This is a genomic window from Aliagarivorans taiwanensis DSM 22990 (genome assembly GCF_000429505.1).
In the GTDB taxonomy this organism is placed as follows: domain Bacteria; phylum Pseudomonadota; class Gammaproteobacteria; order Enterobacterales; family Celerinatantimonadaceae; genus Aliagarivorans; species Aliagarivorans taiwanensis.
In genome coordinates, this window is the sequence record NZ_AUBZ01000042.1 from 17,257 (window position 1) to 34,119 (window position 16,863).

The following is a 16,863-nucleotide window of genomic DNA, read 5'->3' on the forward strand; positions in this document are numbered from 1 at the left end:
TATCCAAGTGAAGTAGGAAGAAAATGACTAAACCCGTAATTCTAAGTGGGATTCAGCCCTCCGGAAAAATGACCATTGGTAACTACGTTGGTGCGATCAACCAGTGGCTTAAGATGCAGAATGACTATGAATGTCACTTTATGCTGGCTGACTTGCACGCAATTACGGTTCGCCAAGAGCCTGAGCAGTTCAAGACTCAAGTACTGGACGGATTAGCTACCTACCTGGCATGTGGCCTGGACCCGAAACAGAGCGTTATCTTCGTGCAGTCTCAGGTGCCTGAACACGCACAGCTGGCTTGGATCCTTAACTGCTACACCCAGATGGGTGAGCTGAACCGGATGACCCAGTTCAAGGACAAATCTGCCAAGCACGCCAACAACATCAATGCCGGCCTGTTCACCTACCCATCGCTGATGGCGGCTGACATTCTGCTGTATCAGGCGGATGCCGTACCAGTGGGCGACGACCAGAAGCAACACCTGGAGCTGACCCGCGATATTGCCTACCGCTTCAACTCGGCGTACGAGGACGTGTTCAAGGTGCCTGAGCCGTATATCCCTGAGTTCGGCGCGCGGATCATGTCGCTGCAAGAGCCGACCAAGAAGATGTCTAAATCGGATGAGAACCCGAAAGCCTTTGTGCTACTGAGCGACACGCCAAAGCAGATCGCCAAGAAGATTAAAGCGGCGGTGACCGACTCAGACGAGCAGGCGCGCATCTACTTCGACCGTAACGAGAAGCCGGGCGTCTCGAACCTGCTAACCCTACAATCGGTTGCCACCGGCAAGAGCATCGATGAGCTGGTCGCTAGCTACGAAGGTAAGATGTACGGCCACCTCAAAGTCGATACCGCCGATGCGGTAGTGGCCATGCTAGAGCCGGTGCAGCAGCGCTTCCAAGAGATCCGCGAAGATGCCGACTACCTGGACAGTGTGATGAAAGATGGCGCTGAGCGCGCCAGCGCTGTGGCGCTTAAGACGCTGGACAAGGTGAAGGAAGTGGTTGGCTTTATCAAACGCCCCTAGGTCTTACTGCTTGTTAACGTACAAACCCGGCTTTTGCCGGGTTTGTTGTTTGTAGGGGTTCGGTTTTTGAGGAGCGCTGTGGCTACAGGTTAATCGGCGGTGTTAGCGGCTGTTGCGCGGTGTGCATGCCAGCGCGTTGCCACACCTGCTGCGGAGCGTGCTCGCTCTTGTAGAAAAACAAGCTCACACTGCCCAGGTTCAGGCCCCATTTGCTCGCCTTGGCCCGGTTGATTAACACATTGCCTGGCTGCAAAAACATCCAATCATCGAAGTTGACCTGCCAGGTGCGCCCATCCACCTCGAGGGCGAGCCGGTATTGCCAGCGCAGTGCATTGCCTGCCTGCTCGCCGTGGGCTTGGCCAATCACATCATCGGCGAAGCCGACATACTTACCATCGCCTAACAGCTTGATGTGCCAGACGCGCTGTTGCAGCTCGCCATCGTCGAACACAAAGCGCTCGTCGAGCACCAGCATATCGCCTTCTACTATCCCGGTGATGTCCACGGTAAAGCTGCGCTTAAGGTTGCCGAAACGGTCTTCAAACACCCCCCAGGCCTGGGTGCGTCCCTCGAAGAAATCTTCCAACACCAGAACCGGAGAACTTTGGTCGAACTGATTGATCTTCATACTGTTGCAACTCACTGTGCTTAGTAACACGATACCAATTACCAGCCAACGCATGGTAAACCCTCACTTGATGTGCTTATTTGTCTAACGCTGCTCTGAGGTGGGGCGATCAATAGTGGCCTAACGGTGAGTAAATTTGCTTTGCGCTGCGTTTTCGATTCAAATATGCGGCCTGTTGGCTGTTGCTCCGGATACCGCATGCTATTGATGATCGACAATTACGATTCGTTTACCTACAACCTGTTCCAATACTTCGCGCAGTTGGGACAGGAGGTTGTGGTTAAGCGTAACGATCAGATCAGCATTGACGAGATAGACGCCATGCAGCCCAGTGCCTTAGTGATCTCTCCGGGCCCTTGCACGCCCGATGATGCCGGGATCTCGCTGCAGGCCATCGACCATTTCGCCGGCAAGCTGCCGATCCTTGGCGTGTGTCTTGGTCATCAAGCCATCGCCCAACACTTTGGTGGCCGGGTTGTGCGGGCGCGCAAGGCGATGCATGGCAAGGTTACCGCCATTACTCACAACAACCAGTCGGTGTTTAGCGGCTTACGCCAGCCGCTGAAGGTGACCCGCTATCACTCTTTGGTGGTCGATAAAGCCAGCTTGCCCGAGTGCCTTAGCGTGACCGCCTGGACCGAGAATGAGCGAGGTGAGCCGGATGAGATCATGGGATTTCAGCATCAACACTTGCCCATCCATGGCGTGCAGTTTCATCCCGAGAGTATTCTGACCGAGCAAGGCCTGGAGCTGCTGGATAATTTCTTGAAAATCTGCTGAAAAAGCGCGTTAAATCCACGATAAAACCGCTTGAAAAAATATTCTCTTTGTTAGCATAATTACTCATCGCGTGCTGCTCTTCCTGCTTGAATCAAGGAGTTTGGCCTGCGGAATTATGCACTGAGGTGAATGCTCTGTTTTGAAATTTTCTACCGGAATAGCTTGAGATCTCGACAATTTAACGTTATTCTTAGGCTATCTTTTAGGACGAGTTTAACCTTTTGTTAACTCTTTTGAGGGCCTGCATAGCGCCCTCAGTGTTGAAGACAAGGAGTAAGTTTATGTCTCAGACCGTGGATCGCGCGTTATTCGATGAAGTCATGGTTCCCAACTATGCACCCTCTGCGGTGATCCCAGTGCGCGGCGAAGGCTCGCGTTTGTGGGATCAACAAGAGCGAGAATACATCGATTTCGCCGGTGGCATCGCGGTTAGCTGCCTGGGTCATTGTCACCCGGCGCTGGTTAATGCTCTGACTGAACAAGGCAACAAGTTGTGGCACCTAAGCAATGTGTTGACCAACGAGCCCGCCCTGCGTTTGGCCAAAAAGCTGGTGGACAATACCTTTGCCGAGAAGGTGTTCTTCTGTAACTCCGGCGCCGAGGCTAATGAAGCCGCTCTCAAGCTGGCACGTCGTTACGCCATCGATCACCACCACGCCAACAAAACCAAGATCATTGCCTTCGAACAAGGTTTCCATGGCCGTACCTTCTTCACCGTAACCGTAGGCGGTCAGGCCAGCTACTCCGAAGGGTTTGGACCAAAACCCGGTGATGTACAGCACATCCCTTACAACGATTTGGCGGCGCTCGAGCAGCTAATCGATGACGATACCTGTGCGGTAATGATGGAGCCGCTGCAAGGCGAGGGCGGCATCATCAGCCCTGATCTGAGTTTCGTGAAGCAGGTGCGCGAGCTATGTGACCGCCACAATGCCTTGCTGATCTTCGATGAAGTGCAAACCGGCGTAGGCCGCACCGGCGCGCTATATGCCTACCAAGGCCTTGGGGTGCAGCCAGATATCCTGACTTCCGCGAAAGCTCTCGGGGGCGGCTTCCCTATCGGCGCCATGCTCACCACTACCGAGATTGCCCAAACCTTTAAAGTGGGCACCCACGGCAGCACCTACGGCGGTAACCCGCTGGCCTGTGCGGTGGCGGAAACCGCCTTTGACCTGATCAACACCCCTGAGGTGCTGGAAGGCGTACAACAGCGTGAGCAGTGGTTCCGTGAGCAGTTGGCTGCGATTAATGCCAAGTACAACGTGTTCGCCGAGGTGCGGGGTAAAGGGCTGTTGATTGGCGCGGTACTCAACGAGCAATACCAAGGCCGTGCCCGCGATTTTCTGATGGCGGCAGCAGACTGTGGCCTGATGGTGTTGGTGGCTGGTGCCAACGTGGTGCGCTTCACTCCATCGCTGATTATCTCTGAAGCCGATGTTCGCGAGGGCATGCAGCGCTTTGAGCAGGCGGTAGCCAAGGTCGTTGCGGCCTAGGCGCCGCAACATCCATAACACTTACTGGATAAGGAGTTCCTGTAGATGTTAGTTATTCGACCGATCCGCGAAAGCGACTACCCGGCATTGCTACAGATGGCGGTGGAGTCAGGGGTCGGCTTTACCTCGCTGCCAGTGGACGAGCCGCTGCTGCGCTCCAAGCTGCAGCACTCGATCGCCTCGTTTGCCAGTGATACCCGCCAACCGGGCGATCAAACCTACCTGATGGTGGCGGAAGATAGCGCCACCGGCGAGGTGGTAGGCACCACGGCCATCGAGGCGGCGGTCGGGCTAAACAGCCCGTTCTATACCTATCATTTGGGCAAGGTGGTGCATGCCTCACGCAGCCTGAATGTCTATAACACCGTAGAAACCCTGACCCTGACCAATGATTACACCGGGGTCACCGAGCTGTGCACGCTGTTTTTGCGCGAATCTCACCGCCAAGGCAACAACGGTCGGCTGCTCTCTAAGTGTCGCTTCTTGATGTTGGCTCAGCATGCTGAGCGCTTCGCCGACTCGGTGATCGCCGAGATGCGCGGGGTTAGCGATGAGAATGGTCGCTCGCCGTTTTGGGCGTGGCTGGAAGAGCACTTCTTTAGTGTCGACTTCCCCACCGCCGACTACTTAACTGGCGTGGGCAACAAAGAGTTTATCGCTGAGCTAATGCCCAAGTACCCCATCTACGTCAGCCTGTTGAGCAAAGAGGCCCAGCAGGTGATTGGTGAGGTGCACGAGAAAACCCGCCCGGCGCTGAGACTGCTCGAATCGGAAGGCTTCTGCAAACATGGCTACGTCGACATCTTCGATGCTGGCCCCACCGTGGAGTGTCCACGCGAGCTAATTCACAGCGTTCGCCACTCAGCCCTCTATCAGGTTGAGGTGGCCGAACTCCCGCAAGACCAAGGCGGCGAAGAGCTGCTGTTGGCGAATACCAAGATGCAAGACTTCCGCGCTTGCGTCGCTCCCGTAGTGCGCCTCGATAAACAACGGATACAAGTCAGTGCTGAGGTAGCCAATGCCTTGCTGCTGAGTCATGGCGATAGCCTGCGGGCATGCGCACTGCGATTTGAGAAATAACAGGTGAAATGATGCAAGCAACCACACACTTGATTAACGGCCAATGGCAAGCTGGGCAGGGCTCGAGATTTCAATCCCTCGATCCGGCGAAGAATCAATTGCTATGGGAAGGGGCCAGCGCTTCTCCCGAGCAAGTCGACCAAGCGGTGGCGGCTGCGCGTGCGGCGCAGTTCGCTTGGTTCCAGTTGGGGCTGGAGCAGCGCTTGGTCATCATTAAGCGTTTCGCTGAGTTGTTGGCTGAGAACAAGACAGAGCTGGCGCAGGTGATCGCCCAAGAGACCGGTAAACCGCTGTGGGAGACTGCCACCGAAGTAGCCGCGATGATCGGTAAGATTGCCATCTCGGAGAAGGCCTATCTGGAGCGCACCGGCGAGAGCGAGCAGCAGCTGCCTGCCGCCACCGCGGTGTTGCGTCATAAACCGCACGGTGTGGTGGCGGTGTTTGGCCCCTATAACTTCCCCGGCCACCTGCCCAATGGCCATATTGTGCCAGCGCTGATTGCGGGCAACTGTGTGGTATTTAAGCCTTCCGAGCTCACCCCGCTAACCTCTGAGCGAGTAGTCGATCTGTGGCAGCAGGCCGGGTTGCCTGCGGGCGTACTGAACCTGGTGCAAGGCGAAGTGGAAACCGGCAAGGCGCTGGCAGGGCATGCCGGCATCGATGGCCTGTTCTTTACCGGCAGCTCGAACACCGGTCACCTGCTCCATCAGCAGTTTGCCGCTCATCCGGGCAAGATCCTGGCGCTGGAGATGGGTGGGAACAATCCGCTGGTAGTCGATGTGGTCGACGACGTTGACGCCGCGGTGCATGATATTGTGCAGTCGGCCTTTATCTCTGCGGGTCAACGCTGTACCTGCGCCCGTCGTCTGTTCCTACCGAACACCGAGCAAGGCGACCAGCTACTGAGTCGTTTACTTGAGGTTGCTGGCCAAATTGCCGTTGGCGATTACGATGCTGAGCCACAGCCGTTTATCGGGGCGATGATCTCAGCCAAGGCTGCGGCAGGGATGGTTAGCGCTCAGCAGCAGCTTGTTGAGCTGGGTGGCCGTAGCCTACTCGAGCTTTCTCAGGCCAGCCCTGAGCTGGGCTTTGTTTCGCCGGGGATTATCGATGTCTCGGATATCCAAGCGCTGCCCGATGAGGAGTATTTCGGCCCGCTGCTGCAAGTGATCCGCTATGACGACTGGGATTGGGCCATCGAGCAGGCTAACAACACCCGCTTTGGTCTGTCGGCGGGTCTGTTGAGCCGCTCAGAGGCGCGCTGGCAGGAGTTCTTGGCGCGAATTCGCGCCGGTATTGTTAACTGGAATCGTCCGATTACCGGGGCCTCAAGTGCAGCGCCCTTTGGTGGCGTAGGCGCATCGGGTAACCACCGCGCCTCGGCGCTGTATGCTGCCGACTACTGTGCTTACCCAGTGGCATCGATGGAAGGCGAGCAGTCGCTAATGCCTGAAAAGCTAGCGCCAGGCCTGCGTTTTTAACTTCGGGCCCAGGTTTTTAGCGAAGGTCTAAGCGTTTAGCGACAGGTCTAAGTGACAAGTGAGTTCCAGACAGTGGCAAGGAGGCTACATGACACCGCAACTGCTATTTGAACGCCTTTGGCAGCAATACCTCAGTGTATCCCCCAGCGCGGAGGCGATTCATCAGCTGCTTGGCCAAGGGGAGGCGATCATCAACGATCATATTGCCCTGCGCAGCTATAACCTCCCCGGGCAGGGCATCGCTGCCTTGGCCCAGCATTTGCTGGCGCTTGGCTATCGCGAGGGTGGCAGCTACCACTTCGCCAACAAGCATCTGGATGCGCGTCACTACGAGCACGACGATGAGCGTCTGCCCAAGGTGTTTATCAGCGAGTTGCAGGTGGAAAGCCTGTCAGAGCCCGCTCAGCAGCTGGTTCGCGCGTTAGCCGGGCAGGTCAGTAGTGAGCTATATCAGCAGCCTTCGGTGTTGTTCTCAGGGCGGCCTTGGCAGCTTAGTTACGCTGAGTACCAGAGTTTGCTGAGCGAGAGCGAATACGCCGCCTGGCTGGCCGCCTTTGGCTATCGCGCCAACCACTTCACCGTATCGGTCAATCACTTGAGTGGTTTCGGCAGCTTAGAGCAGGTGAATCAGGTGCTGCGTGAGGCGGGTTTTGCACTTAACAGCGTAGGGGGTGAGATCAAGGGATCGCCGGCGGTATTGCTGGAGCAGAGTGCCACGCTGGCAGACAAGGTGGAGGTGAGCTTTAGCGACGGCAGCTATACCATCCCCGCCTGCTTTTACGAGTTTGCCCGGCGCTACCCAGCGGCTGACGGCAAGCTCTATCAAGGCTTTGTGGAAGCCTCGGCGGATAAGATCTTCTCCAGTACCGATACCTCCCAGCAATAAGGACGGGTCACACAGATACAAAAAAGGCCGCTTGCGCGGCCTTTTGTCGTTACGGTCAGCCCTAGCGGGTGCCGTAAACTACGATGGTCTTACCATGAGCGGTAATCAAACCTTGCTCTTCCAGCATCTTCAGAATACGGCCCACGGTTTCGCGTGAACAGCCAACGATCTGGCCAATCTCTTGGCGGGTGATCTTGATCTGCATGCCATCTGGGTGAGTCATTGCATCGGGTTGCTTGGCGAGGTTAAGCAGCGTTTGTGCGATGCGACCGGTTACGTCCAAGAAGGCCAAATCGCCCACTTTCTGGCTGGTAACCTGCAGGCGCATAGCCATCTGACCGGATAAGCGCATCAGGATCTCAGGGTTAACCTGAATCAGCTGACGGAACTTTTTGTATGAAATCTCAGCCACTTCGCATGGGCTCTTGGCGCGGATCCAAGCGGTGCGGATGGGGTTTTCAGTGTCTTCAAACAGACCCAGTTCACCCATAAAGTCGCCCTGATTCAGGTAAGACAGGATCATCTCCTTGCCTTCCTCATCTTTGATCCGTACCGCAACAGAACCTTTAACGATGTAGTACAAGGTCTCGGCTTTTTCGCCGGCGTGGATCAGGGTGCTCTTTGATGGGTATTTATGAATGTGACAGTGCGAAAGGAACCATTCCATCACTGGATCAGCTTGGGGTTTGCCAATTACCATAAAGTAAATATCCTCAGTCTTTTTAACGACTTACTACTTCGTTGAGCAGCAAGCATTTTTATTGTTATGGTCATCCATTACTTGCCCTAGCATATTAGGCTTAAGTGCTCCCTGCAAGGCTTTCTCATCAGCAGCATACTTTATGCACTGGTAACGGAGATTGACCTAGATTAAGCTGTGCCGATTTTCATTTAGTCGGAGATATGTCGATGCAAGCCCGTGTGACCTGGTCGAATAAACTGCAGTTTGTTGGCCATAGCCAATCTGGCCACGAAATTATTATGGACGGTGAAGGCCAGAAAGGGCCGAGCCCGATGGAATATGTACTGATGGCCGCTGGTGGTTGTAGCTCGGTGGATGTGGTCAGCATTTTGGAGAAGGCGCGCCAACTCGTGACTGGTTGTCAGGTTGAACTGCAATCTGAGCGTGCAGAGAGTGCCCCTCGGGTGTTCACTAAGATTAACCTGCACTTTACCGTGACCGGTACTGATCTCAGCGAGAAGCACGTCGCCCGTGCGGTAAGCCTGAGCATGGATAAGTACTGCTCGGTGTCGTTGATGCTGGAGAAGCACTGCGAGATCACCCACAGCTATGAGATTCAAGTAGCCTAAGGTGAAAGATAAAGCGGGCGGCGCTGGCCCTAGCGGATTTTTCCGGTTTCCATGAGCTGTTGAATCATCGGCGATAGGATCAGCTCCATCGCGAAGCCCATCTTCCCGCCCGGTACCACGATGGTATTGCGGCGGGACATATACGCCCCATCAATCATCGACAGCAAGAAAGGAAAGTCGATGTTCTTAATCCCCCGAAAACGGATCACCAACATACTCTCATCCAGGCTGGGAATGGTCTTGGCGCTGAAGGGGTTAGAGGTATCTACCGTGGGCACCCGCTGAAAGTTAATATGGGTGCGAGAAAATTGCGGAGTGATGTAGTTGATGTAATCGTCCATCGAGCGGACGATAGACTCTTGCACCGCCTCACGGGAGTGGCCGCGTTCGGTGGTATCGCGCACCAACTTTTGGATCCACTCCAAGTTAACGATGGGCACCATGCCTATTAAAAAGTCGACCTTCGAGGCGACGTTCTTTTCATCCCAGACCACCCCGCCATGTAGGCCCTCGTAGAACAGCACATCGGTATCGCTGGGCAGATCTTGCCATGGGGTGAAAGTGCCCGGCATTTGATTGTAGGGCACCGCTTCATCGAAGGTGTGTAGGTAGCGGCGGTACTGGCCGGTACCATCTTCGCCGTATTGCTTAAAGAACTCATACAGCAAATCGAAGTCGTTGGCCTCGGGGCCAAAGTAGCTGATGTGCTTGCCATGCTCGCGCGCTTTGCGAATAGCCACATCCATCTCCGGGCGGGTATAGCGATGGAAGCTGTCGCCTTCAATAAATGCGGCGTTCAGCTTGTGCTGCCGGAACAGGTGGGCAAACACTTCGCTGGTGGTGGAAGTGCCCGCGCCAGAGGAACCGGTGATCGCAATAATGGGATGTTTAGCTGACATGAGGTCCGTTACTCAATGGGTTATCAACACTTGTTATAAGCCTTGGCTTTCGTCTTGGTCAAGTCGCTGGGCCTCACTAAAGCGGCTTTTCTCCATCAGATTGACGCTTTCATGCAGCTCTGAGTAGACGATCAGCACCTCGTCTTTGGTGATCTGTCGCTTGACCGCCAAGCGCTTTTCTTCCAGCGAGACTTCTTGCTCGCCGTAGTCGGTGCCCTCACGTAGCACGAAGCTATCGATCAGGTTATTCAAGGTCTCTTCGGGGAGCTGTTGCCAGGGGATAATCAGCATGATCTTTCTCTAATTGTTAGCTGGTTGCAGCTGTTGGCTGAACCATAGCGGTATGGCTTCTTCCAGCCAAAAGCGCGGGCGCCACAGACTACCATGGACAAAGCCTACATGCCCGCCGGTGTCGCTCAAGCGATACTCCACCGCTGCAGACAGCTGGTGTGCCTGAGGGATCACCCGCTTGTCCATGAAAGGATCGTCGGCGGAGTGCAGCAGCAGGGTGGGAATGGCGATGTGTTTGAGCTTACCCAACCCGCTGCAGCGTTGGTAGTAGTCATCGGCGCCGGCAAAGCCATGGGCTGGCGCGGTGTAGTGTTGGTCAAACTCCCAAAAGTTACGCCATTGCGCGACCTGCTCCGGCGCCAGTGGTGCGCTCTGCTGTTGGCGGATCTTGCGCTGCAGGTTGCGCTTCATGCGGCTAAGCAGGTGGTGCTGATAGACCCGCGAGAAGCCACGTTGGATAGACTCCGAGCAGGCGGCCAAATCAAGCGGTGGCGATACCAGTGCAGCCCCTTTCACTCGCGAATGGGGCGTATCGGCAAGGTAGTTCGCTAGCAGGTTACCGCCCAGTGAGTAGCCTAGCAGCAGCAAGGGGCTATTGCTGAAACGCTCGGCCAAGGTGTCGATCACTTCGCCGGCAAAGGCACTGTCGCCGCTGTGGTAGCTGCGCCACTGGCGATTACTGCGCCCACTGCAGCCGCGAAAGTGCACCAATACCACAGCCCAGCCTTGCGCAGCCAACGCTGGTAAGATGCACTTGGCGTAGGGCGAGTGCACCGAGCCCTCTAGGCCATGGAAGACGATCGCGAGTGGTTGCTGCTCGCCGGGAGGCTGAACAGTTGGGTGCCACGCCAAATCGACAAAATCGCCGTCGCTTAAGGTCAGCTCCTCCCACTCCAAGGGGATCTGCTGATTACGCTTGTACCAAGTGGGAAGCAGGGTTTGCAGGTGACGATTGCGCGCCCACCATGGCGCATTAAAGGCTGTCAAAGAATCACTACCACATTGTTCAATCTGATCAGCACTATGCGGATCTCGCTCACAAGGATCAAGTCTGGCGAGGCGCAGATGTTTGACTTCGTATCGGAACGCCCTATCGTGGTTGGACCAGCAGGGAGAGTGTCTATGTCGAGTCAACCGGCGCTTGAGCAAGCGCCTGCAAGTCAAGCCTATCTGGAGGGGCAGCTCCAAGAGCTTCAACACATTTTTAATCAGGGGCGACATCCCGATCTCGCTACCCGGCAACATAGCCTTAAGCAGCTCGAAGCAATGCTGCTAGAGAACAGTGATGCTATCTGCCATGCCATCAACCAAGACTTTGGCCATCGCAGTCGTGATGAAACTCGCCTGATTGAACTGTTTCCGGCACTGAGTGCGGTTCGCCACAGTCGCAAACACCTTAAGCGCTGGCTAAAACCGCAGCAGCGGCAGGTAAGTTGGTGGTTTGCGGGCGCGCGCAACCGCGTGCAGGCGCAGCCCTTGGGTGTAGTCGGGATTGTAGTGCCCTGGAACTACCCTTTGCTGCTGGCTATCGGCCCGCTAGTGGACGCATTGGCTGCGGGCAACCGGGTGATGATAAAGATGTCGGAGCACAGCCTGCAGTTAAGCGAGCTGCTGGCTGAGCTAACAGAGCGCTACCTCGGCCGTGAGTGGGTGAGGGTAGTGAGCGATCCCGAGGCCGAGCTAGGGCCGCTGTTCAGCACCTTGGCCTTTGATCATCTGGTGTTTACCGGCTCCACCCCTACCGGGCGGCGAGTGATGCAATCGGCCAGTGTTAATCTCACTCCGGTTACCCTCGAGCTTGGTGGAAAGTCGCCGGTACTGATTGCCGATGACTACCCCATCGACAAAGCTGCCCAACGGATCATGATGGGTAAAAGCCTCAATGCCGGGCAGACCTGCGTAGCACCCGACTATGTGCTGTTGCCTGCCGGCAAGCAGCAAGCCTTTGTGGATGCCTGTCGCCACTATTGCCAGCGGCATCTTCCGCAGGTCGACAATGATGCCTATACCAGCATTATCCATCGGCGCTTTTACGAGCGGCTGGATGCGATGACCAAACAAGCCAAGAGTGATGGCGCCGAGGTGGTGGTGCTGCAACAAGGTGAAGCCGAAGGGAAGTATCCGCTGAGTGTGATCCTTAATCCGGCACTGACCAGCCAAGTAATGCGCGAAGAGATCTTCGGCCCCTTATTGCCGGTGCTGGAATACCAGAAGTTTGACTCGGCGCTCAAGCAAGTAAATCAGGCCGATAAACCGCTGGCGCTGTATCTGTTCTCTGACGATAGCGCGCTGCAGCAGCGGGTGATAGGGCAGACCCTCTCTGGCGGCGTCGCGCTCAATGATGTGCTAATGCACGTTGGCCAGCACGACTTGCCGTTTGGTGGGGTCGGCCCCAGTGGTATGGGCCACTACCACGGCCGCGATGGCTTCCTGCAATTTTCTAAGCTTCGACCTGTGTTTAAGCAAGCCCGATTGAGTGCCGGGCGCTTGATGCGCCCTCCCTATGGGCGGCTGTTTCAGGTTATTATCGACCGGATGTTAGGAAAATAAGGACCGCTATGGCGTGTCGTTACTGCGAAGAGTCTTGGTTCTTCGCCAAGCTGGGGCGCTGCCGCCAGTGCATGGGGCTATGTGTGCTGTTGCTGGTGGTGCTCGGGCTACTGAATCTTTACCTGCCGGTAGGGCAGGTGGTATACAAGGTGGCGCTGCAGCTTAGTTGGTTGGCGGTGGCTGTCCTTAGCCTCGGCCATCTGGTGATGGCGCTTTACTACTGGCTTTCTGATCGAAATGACAAGGGCTGATAGTCGCGCCCTTCGATAATCGGCAGCGCTTGTTCCACAAGGTCTTGCTCGGGCGTGAGCCAATGGATCGCATCGCCGCGGCGTTGCATCTTGCGGAACCAGGTGTCTTGGCGCTTGGCAAACTGGTGGATCTGCGAATTGAGCTTTTGGAACATATCGTTGTAGCTAAGCTCACCTTTAAGGTACTGGGCGACCATCCGGTACTCCAAGCCGTAAAACTCTAGGGTATCGTAGCTCACGCCTTGGCTATGTAGCTGCTCAACCTCTTCAATCATACCTTCCTGCAAGCGCTGCTTAAGGCGCTCGGTAATGCGCTTGCGTAATACTGGGCGCTCCCACTGAATACCAAAATACAGCGGCTGGACCTTTGGGTAGCTCGGGCTGTGGATCACCTCGCCACTGGCGGTGGCTTGGGCAATCTCAATGGCGCGCACTAGCCGTGGCCGGGTCGCCATATCGGTGTCGTTGTGTTGTTCGGGCTTGAGCGCAAGCAGGCGCTGCTGGAGCTGCTCCAGGCTGAGTGTTGCCAACTCTTCACGCAGGGTTGGGTTAATCGCCACTTCTTGCAGGGCAAAGTTTTGGCATACCGCATCTAAATAGAGCCCAGTGCCGCCAGCCACAATCGGCTGCCTGCCCCGCGATACGATGTCTTCACAGGCTGCAAAGCAATCGCGCTGGAAGTGGAACACACTGTACTCCACACCCGGGTCGACAATGTCAATCAAGTGGTAGGGGATCTCCTGATACTCTGCCAGATCCTTCCCTGAGCCGATATCCAGACCTCGATAGACCTGACGAGAGTCTGCCGAGATCACTTCACCATGAAGTTTGCGGGCCAGTTCAATGGCCAGGCGGGTTTTACCGGATGCGGTGGGACCGAGAACCACCAAAAGGTTATAGAGTTCAGCGTGCATGAGTGTTCGAGTTAGCCTGTGTGCGGCGAATAGTAGCAATAATCAGAAGGGAGATACAAAAACGGCATGTGCGAACACATGCCGTATGAGCCTGAGATCCTTGGCCGAAAGCAGAAACTTAGTTTTGCCAGAAGTGCTTGTTTGACTCGCGGTAGCGGTCGGCTTCGCTCAGACCGATGTCACGCAGCAGGTAAGAAGGAAGTTGCGCCAGTTGACGGCGAGTGCGTTGGCGTTGCAGCCATAGGTTACCTAATTGAAAAATACCGCCGAAGGTGGTTTTTGCTTGGCTGAAAACTGAGTTGTTTTGAATGGTGGTGGTTGAGTTGCTCATGGCCGGATCCTCTTGCTTAATTTGCGATCAGTTTAGATCTGCACCACTTGGTCAACAAACTGATTTAGCTCATTAACTTTGATAAGAAAAACTAATGCATATGGTCTGACCGAAAGCCACTTGAGGCATGCGTTAGATAACGTTGAATAAATAGTCATAATGGTGAATATGTATTACCTTTGCGACTCTATTAGTAGAAAGTGATGACTTAACATATCCAATACTTAACAGAGGCTTACGTGGGGATTGTGGCGTTAGCATAGCCCTGTGCATAGGCTACTGACTATTTTGTCTAAATTGACTCTATTCAGTTGCGCTTGATGTGTTCCGGAGCCGTCAGTCGGTGTTGTCGCTCATTGCCCCTGAGATTAGAAATTTCACGCAATAAATTATCTGAATTTCATTTGTTTTAGATCAATTTATATTCAGCACCTTAAGCTCTTTTCGTGCTCGCTGCGCGGTCTGGCTAGCGCTTTCGTTCCACGTACTAAAGGTTGTACGTATTTTCTCGGGTTTTTCGCCTTCCCCTATGAGTGCTAAAGTGTATACCCGAGCTACCTCAAGATGCAGGGTTCAGAGGTACTTAATGTCCATAGGGCGAGGCGAAAATACGAAGGAATGATGACCCATTTCGAGTGTTTTCAACGAAGAGCTATGGACATTGAGTGCCTCCCGTAGGGCGAGTTTTCCAGCCCCTCATGCTGCGTTACTGCTCCTTGATTTAGACTACTAGATCGGCGTAGCAATGCCTTGCCTGAGGGACTGGCTTATCTCGCTGAACAGGCATCTTGAGGTGGCTCGGGTATATAAACCCAAAGGACAACAACGAAAAGAGACATTCAGGATAGAACATGAATATTGAGTCGTTTACCCCCCCTCGTCGCACCTTAATGGGCCCCGGCCCATCAGATATTTCCCCTGCCGTATTGCAAGCACAAAGTCGCCCCATCGTCGGTCACTTGGATCCTTTGTTCATCAAGATGATGGATGAGATTAAGCTGCTTCTGCAGTACGCCTTCCAAACCGAGAACCCTCATACCTTTGCGGTATCGGCGCCGGGCTCTGCGGGCATGGAGACCTGCTTTGTAAACCTGGTCGAGCCGGGTGATAAAGTCGTGGTGTGTATTAATGGCGTGTTTGGTCAGCGCATGCTGGAGAATGTCGAGCGCTGCGGTGGTGAGGCTGTTGTTGTTGAAGATGAATGGGGCCAAGCGGTTAGCGTTGATAAGGTGGCAGCAGCACTCGAGCAACATAGCGATGCCAAGTTTGTCGCCTTTGTTCACGCCGAGACCTCGACCGGTGTTGCCTCCGATGCCCAAGCGCTATGTGCGCTGGCCAAGCGGCATGGTTGTCTGACTATCGTCGATAGCGTGACATCTCTTGGCGGTATTCCATTAAAGGTTGATGAGTGGGGTATCGATGCTATCTACTCGGGCTCGCAAAAATGCTTGTCATGCGTACCGGGGATCTCGCCAGTGAGCTTTAGCCCAGCAGCTGTTGAGAAGCTTAAAGCGCGCAAGTCGAAAGTACAGAGTTGGTTCCTCGATCAGACCTTGGTCATGGGCTATTGGTCGGGAGAGCAGAAACGCTCATACCACCATACCGCCCCGGTGACCGCACTTTATGCGCTGCATGAGTCTTTACTGCAGCTATATAAAGAAGGCTTAGAGAATGCATGGGCCCGCCACGCGGCGATGCATCAAGAGCTAAAAGCTGGCTTAGACAAGCTAGGTCTGACCCTGACGGTCGATGAAGCAATTCGACTGCCTCAGCTAAACCTGATTGCCATCCCAGAAGGTCTGGACGATGCCGCAGTTCGTAAACAGCTACTGGAAGATTACAACCTCGAGATTGGTGCGGGTCTGGGTAAGTTTGCTGGTAAGGCTTGGCGGATTGGTTTGATGGGCTATGCCGCCCGCAAGGAAAACATTGCGCTGTGCTTGGCCGCATTGGCCAAGGTTATTCAGCAATAGCCAATCACCCAGTACACAAGGGAGCCGCGGGCTCCCTTTTTCTTCTATATAGAAAAGACAGATAGACAAGCCAGCTATATAGCTAAGCTGCCTATATAGGTAAGCCAGCTATATAGCTAAGCTGCCTATATAGGTAAGCCTTCTATATAGTTAAGCCAACAGCATCAGGATCAGCGATATGGAACTCGACTTCTCGCAACTTACCCCTAATCAGCGCTACCACTGTATGACTCAGGTGATTGCGCCCCGGCCGGTGGCTTGGATCCTCAGTGAGAACCCACAGGCCGAAAGTTACAACTTGGCGCCGTTTTCCTATTTCAATGCCGTGTGCTCCGATCCCCCACTATTGATGGTATCGATTGGTCAACGCCCCGAAGGCGGTCCCAAGGATACGGCTGCCAACATTCTCAGCCGCCAGCGCTGCGTCGTGCATATTGCGGGTAGCGAGTTGGCCGGTGAGGTGACCGAAAGTTCGCGCCCGCTCGCTGTCGGTGAGTCAGAGGTTAGCGCGCAGGCATTAGTATTGGCTGAGTTCGGTGAATCGCCATTGCCCCGTTTAGCGAATGCCAAGGTGGCCCTTTACTGCGAGCTCTATAAAAGTGAAGAGATTGGCAGCGCGCCTCAGCAGCTACTGTTTCTGGAGGTCAAGCAGGTACACATCAGTGATGAGGTTGCCTCTAATAAGGGTGAGCGGCTAAAAGTTGATGCCACTGCACTGGATCCCCTAGGCCGCTTGGGCGGAGGAGAGTACTGGGTAGGCGGTGAGATCCTCACAATTGATCGCCCAAGTTAGTCTTCAAGGGCGGCATTTCGTATGCTAAATAGCCAAAAACAGGGCTTTTGCTTGATATTTGCTCGAACAACTCCATTTTTGTGATTTTCTTCAAAAAAAGCCTTGCGCAAAATCCTCGGCTCCCTATAATGCGCCACCACTGACACGGCACGGCGCAACAGGGTTTGCGGTGAA

18 protein-coding genes are annotated in these 16,863 nt (G+C 54.7%); 11 read left to right on the forward strand and 7 right to left on the reverse strand.

The window, feature by feature from the left end; genetic code table 11:
* The first annotated feature begins 23 nt into the window (after positions 1 to 23).
* Positions 24 to 1,028, forward strand: coding sequence for a tryptophan--tRNA ligase (gene trpS, locus G462_RS0117550; protein WP_026960151.1), 1,005 nt, complete (start codon positions 24 to 26; stop codon positions 1,026 to 1,028).
* A gap of 82 nt (positions 1,029 to 1,110) precedes the next feature.
* Here trpS and G462_RS23250 read toward each other — a convergent pair whose 3' ends face one another.
* Positions 1,111 to 1,710, reverse strand: coding sequence for a DUF3833 domain-containing protein (locus G462_RS23250; protein ID WP_084405114.1), 600 nt, complete (start codon positions 1,708 to 1,710; stop codon positions 1,111 to 1,113).
* Between the two features lie 144 nt (positions 1,711 to 1,854).
* On the opposite strand from G462_RS23250, the gene G462_RS0117560 reads away from it, so the two are divergent.
* The 5 genes from G462_RS0117560 (at position 1,855) to G462_RS0117580 (ending at position 7,376) form a co-directional block, all read left to right on the forward strand.
* Complete coding sequence (locus G462_RS0117560) at positions 1,855 to 2,436, forward strand: anthranilate synthase component II (RefSeq protein ID WP_026960153.1); 582 nt, start codon at positions 1,855 to 1,857, stop codon at positions 2,434 to 2,436.
* 281 nt (positions 2,437 to 2,717) lie between these two features.
* Entirely contained in the window at positions 2,718 to 3,929 is a 1,212-nt protein-coding gene (locus G462_RS0117565) for an aspartate aminotransferase family protein (protein ID WP_026960154.1), read from the forward strand.
* A gap of 45 nt (positions 3,930 to 3,974) precedes the next feature.
* Positions 3,975 to 5,009 carry an arginine N-succinyltransferase gene (gene astA, locus G462_RS0117570; protein WP_026960155.1) on the forward strand — a complete coding sequence of 345 codons (1,035 nt, stop codon included), beginning with the start codon at positions 3,975 to 3,977 and terminating at the stop codon, positions 5,007 to 5,009.
* Between the two features lie 11 nt (positions 5,010 to 5,020).
* Positions 5,021 to 6,490, forward strand: a complete 1,470-nt coding sequence (astD, locus tag G462_RS0117575; RefSeq protein ID WP_026960156.1) for a succinylglutamate-semialdehyde dehydrogenase — start codon at positions 5,021 to 5,023, stop codon at positions 6,488 to 6,490.
* Positions 6,491 to 6,578: 88 nt separating this feature from the next.
* Positions 6,579 to 7,376 carry a DUF1338 domain-containing protein gene (locus G462_RS0117580; RefSeq protein WP_026960157.1) on the forward strand — a complete coding sequence of 266 codons (798 nt, stop codon included), beginning with the start codon at positions 6,579 to 6,581 and terminating at the stop codon, positions 7,374 to 7,376.
* Positions 7,377 to 7,437: 61 nt separating this feature from the next.
* Here the strand turns inward: G462_RS0117580 and crp are convergent, their stop codons facing one another.
* Positions 7,438 to 8,076 (reverse strand): cAMP-activated global transcriptional regulator CRP, encoded by a 639-nt coding sequence (crp, locus tag G462_RS0117585; RefSeq protein ID WP_026960158.1) that lies wholly within the window; start codon positions 8,074 to 8,076, stop codon positions 7,438 to 7,440.
* Between the two features lie 209 nt (positions 8,077 to 8,285).
* Here crp and G462_RS0117590 point away from each other — a divergent pair, with 209 nt between their 5' ends.
* Positions 8,286 to 8,687, forward strand: coding sequence for an OsmC family protein (locus G462_RS0117590; protein ID WP_026960159.1), 402 nt, complete (start codon positions 8,286 to 8,288; stop codon positions 8,685 to 8,687).
* 29 nt (positions 8,688 to 8,716) lie between these two features.
* Here G462_RS0117590 and G462_RS0117595 read toward each other — a convergent pair whose 3' ends face one another.
* The 3 genes from G462_RS0117595 to G462_RS0117605 are packed head-to-tail and all read right to left on the reverse strand — an operon-like array spanning position 8,717 to position 10,864.
* On the reverse strand, positions 8,717 to 9,586 hold the full coding sequence (locus tag G462_RS0117595; RefSeq protein WP_026960160.1) for a phosphoribulokinase: 870 nt from the start codon (positions 9,584 to 9,586) through the stop codon (positions 8,717 to 8,719).
* 33 nt (positions 9,587 to 9,619) lie between these two features.
* Positions 9,620 to 9,874 (reverse strand): YheU family protein, encoded by a 255-nt coding sequence (locus G462_RS0117600; protein ID WP_026960161.1) that lies wholly within the window; start codon positions 9,872 to 9,874, stop codon positions 9,620 to 9,622.
* A 12-nt stretch (positions 9,875 to 9,886) separates the two neighbouring features.
* Complete coding sequence (locus tag G462_RS0117605) at positions 9,887 to 10,864, reverse strand: hydrolase (RefSeq protein WP_035478223.1); 978 nt, start codon at positions 10,862 to 10,864, stop codon at positions 9,887 to 9,889.
* 135 nt (positions 10,865 to 10,999) lie between these two features.
* On the opposite strand from G462_RS0117605, the gene G462_RS0117610 reads away from it, so the two are divergent.
* Together G462_RS0117610 and G462_RS23255 are read left to right on the forward strand one after the other, a co-directional pair.
* Positions 11,000 to 12,427, forward strand: a complete 1,428-nt coding sequence (locus tag G462_RS0117610; RefSeq protein WP_026960163.1) for a coniferyl aldehyde dehydrogenase — start codon at positions 11,000 to 11,002, stop codon at positions 12,425 to 12,427.
* Positions 12,428 to 12,435: 8 nt separating this feature from the next.
* Positions 12,436 to 12,678 (forward strand): DUF3624 family protein, encoded by a 243-nt coding sequence (locus G462_RS23255; protein ID WP_035478226.1) that lies wholly within the window; start codon positions 12,436 to 12,438, stop codon positions 12,676 to 12,678.
* Here G462_RS23255 and miaA read toward each other — a convergent pair.
* Complete coding sequence (gene miaA / locus G462_RS0117620) at positions 12,645 to 13,592, reverse strand: tRNA (adenosine(37)-N6)-dimethylallyltransferase MiaA (RefSeq protein WP_026960164.1); 948 nt, start codon at positions 13,590 to 13,592, stop codon at positions 12,645 to 12,647. The genes G462_RS23255 and miaA overlap by 34 nt on opposite strands.
* Positions 13,593 to 13,710: 118 nt before the next feature.
* A complete protein-coding gene (locus G462_RS0117625) occupies positions 13,711 to 13,923 on the reverse strand; it encodes a DUF1127 domain-containing protein (protein WP_026960165.1) in 213 nt (70 codons plus the stop codon).
* A gap of 851 nt (positions 13,924 to 14,774) precedes the next feature.
* Here G462_RS0117625 and G462_RS0117630 point away from each other — a divergent pair.
* Positions 14,775 to 15,896, forward strand: a complete 1,122-nt coding sequence (locus G462_RS0117630; RefSeq protein ID WP_026960166.1) for a pyridoxal-phosphate-dependent aminotransferase family protein — start codon at positions 14,775 to 14,777, stop codon at positions 15,894 to 15,896.
* 178 nt (positions 15,897 to 16,074) lie between these two features.
* Entirely contained in the window at positions 16,075 to 16,689 is a 615-nt protein-coding gene (locus G462_RS0117635; protein ID WP_026960167.1) for a flavin reductase family protein, read from the forward strand.
* Positions 16,690 to 16,863 lie beyond the last annotated feature (174 nt).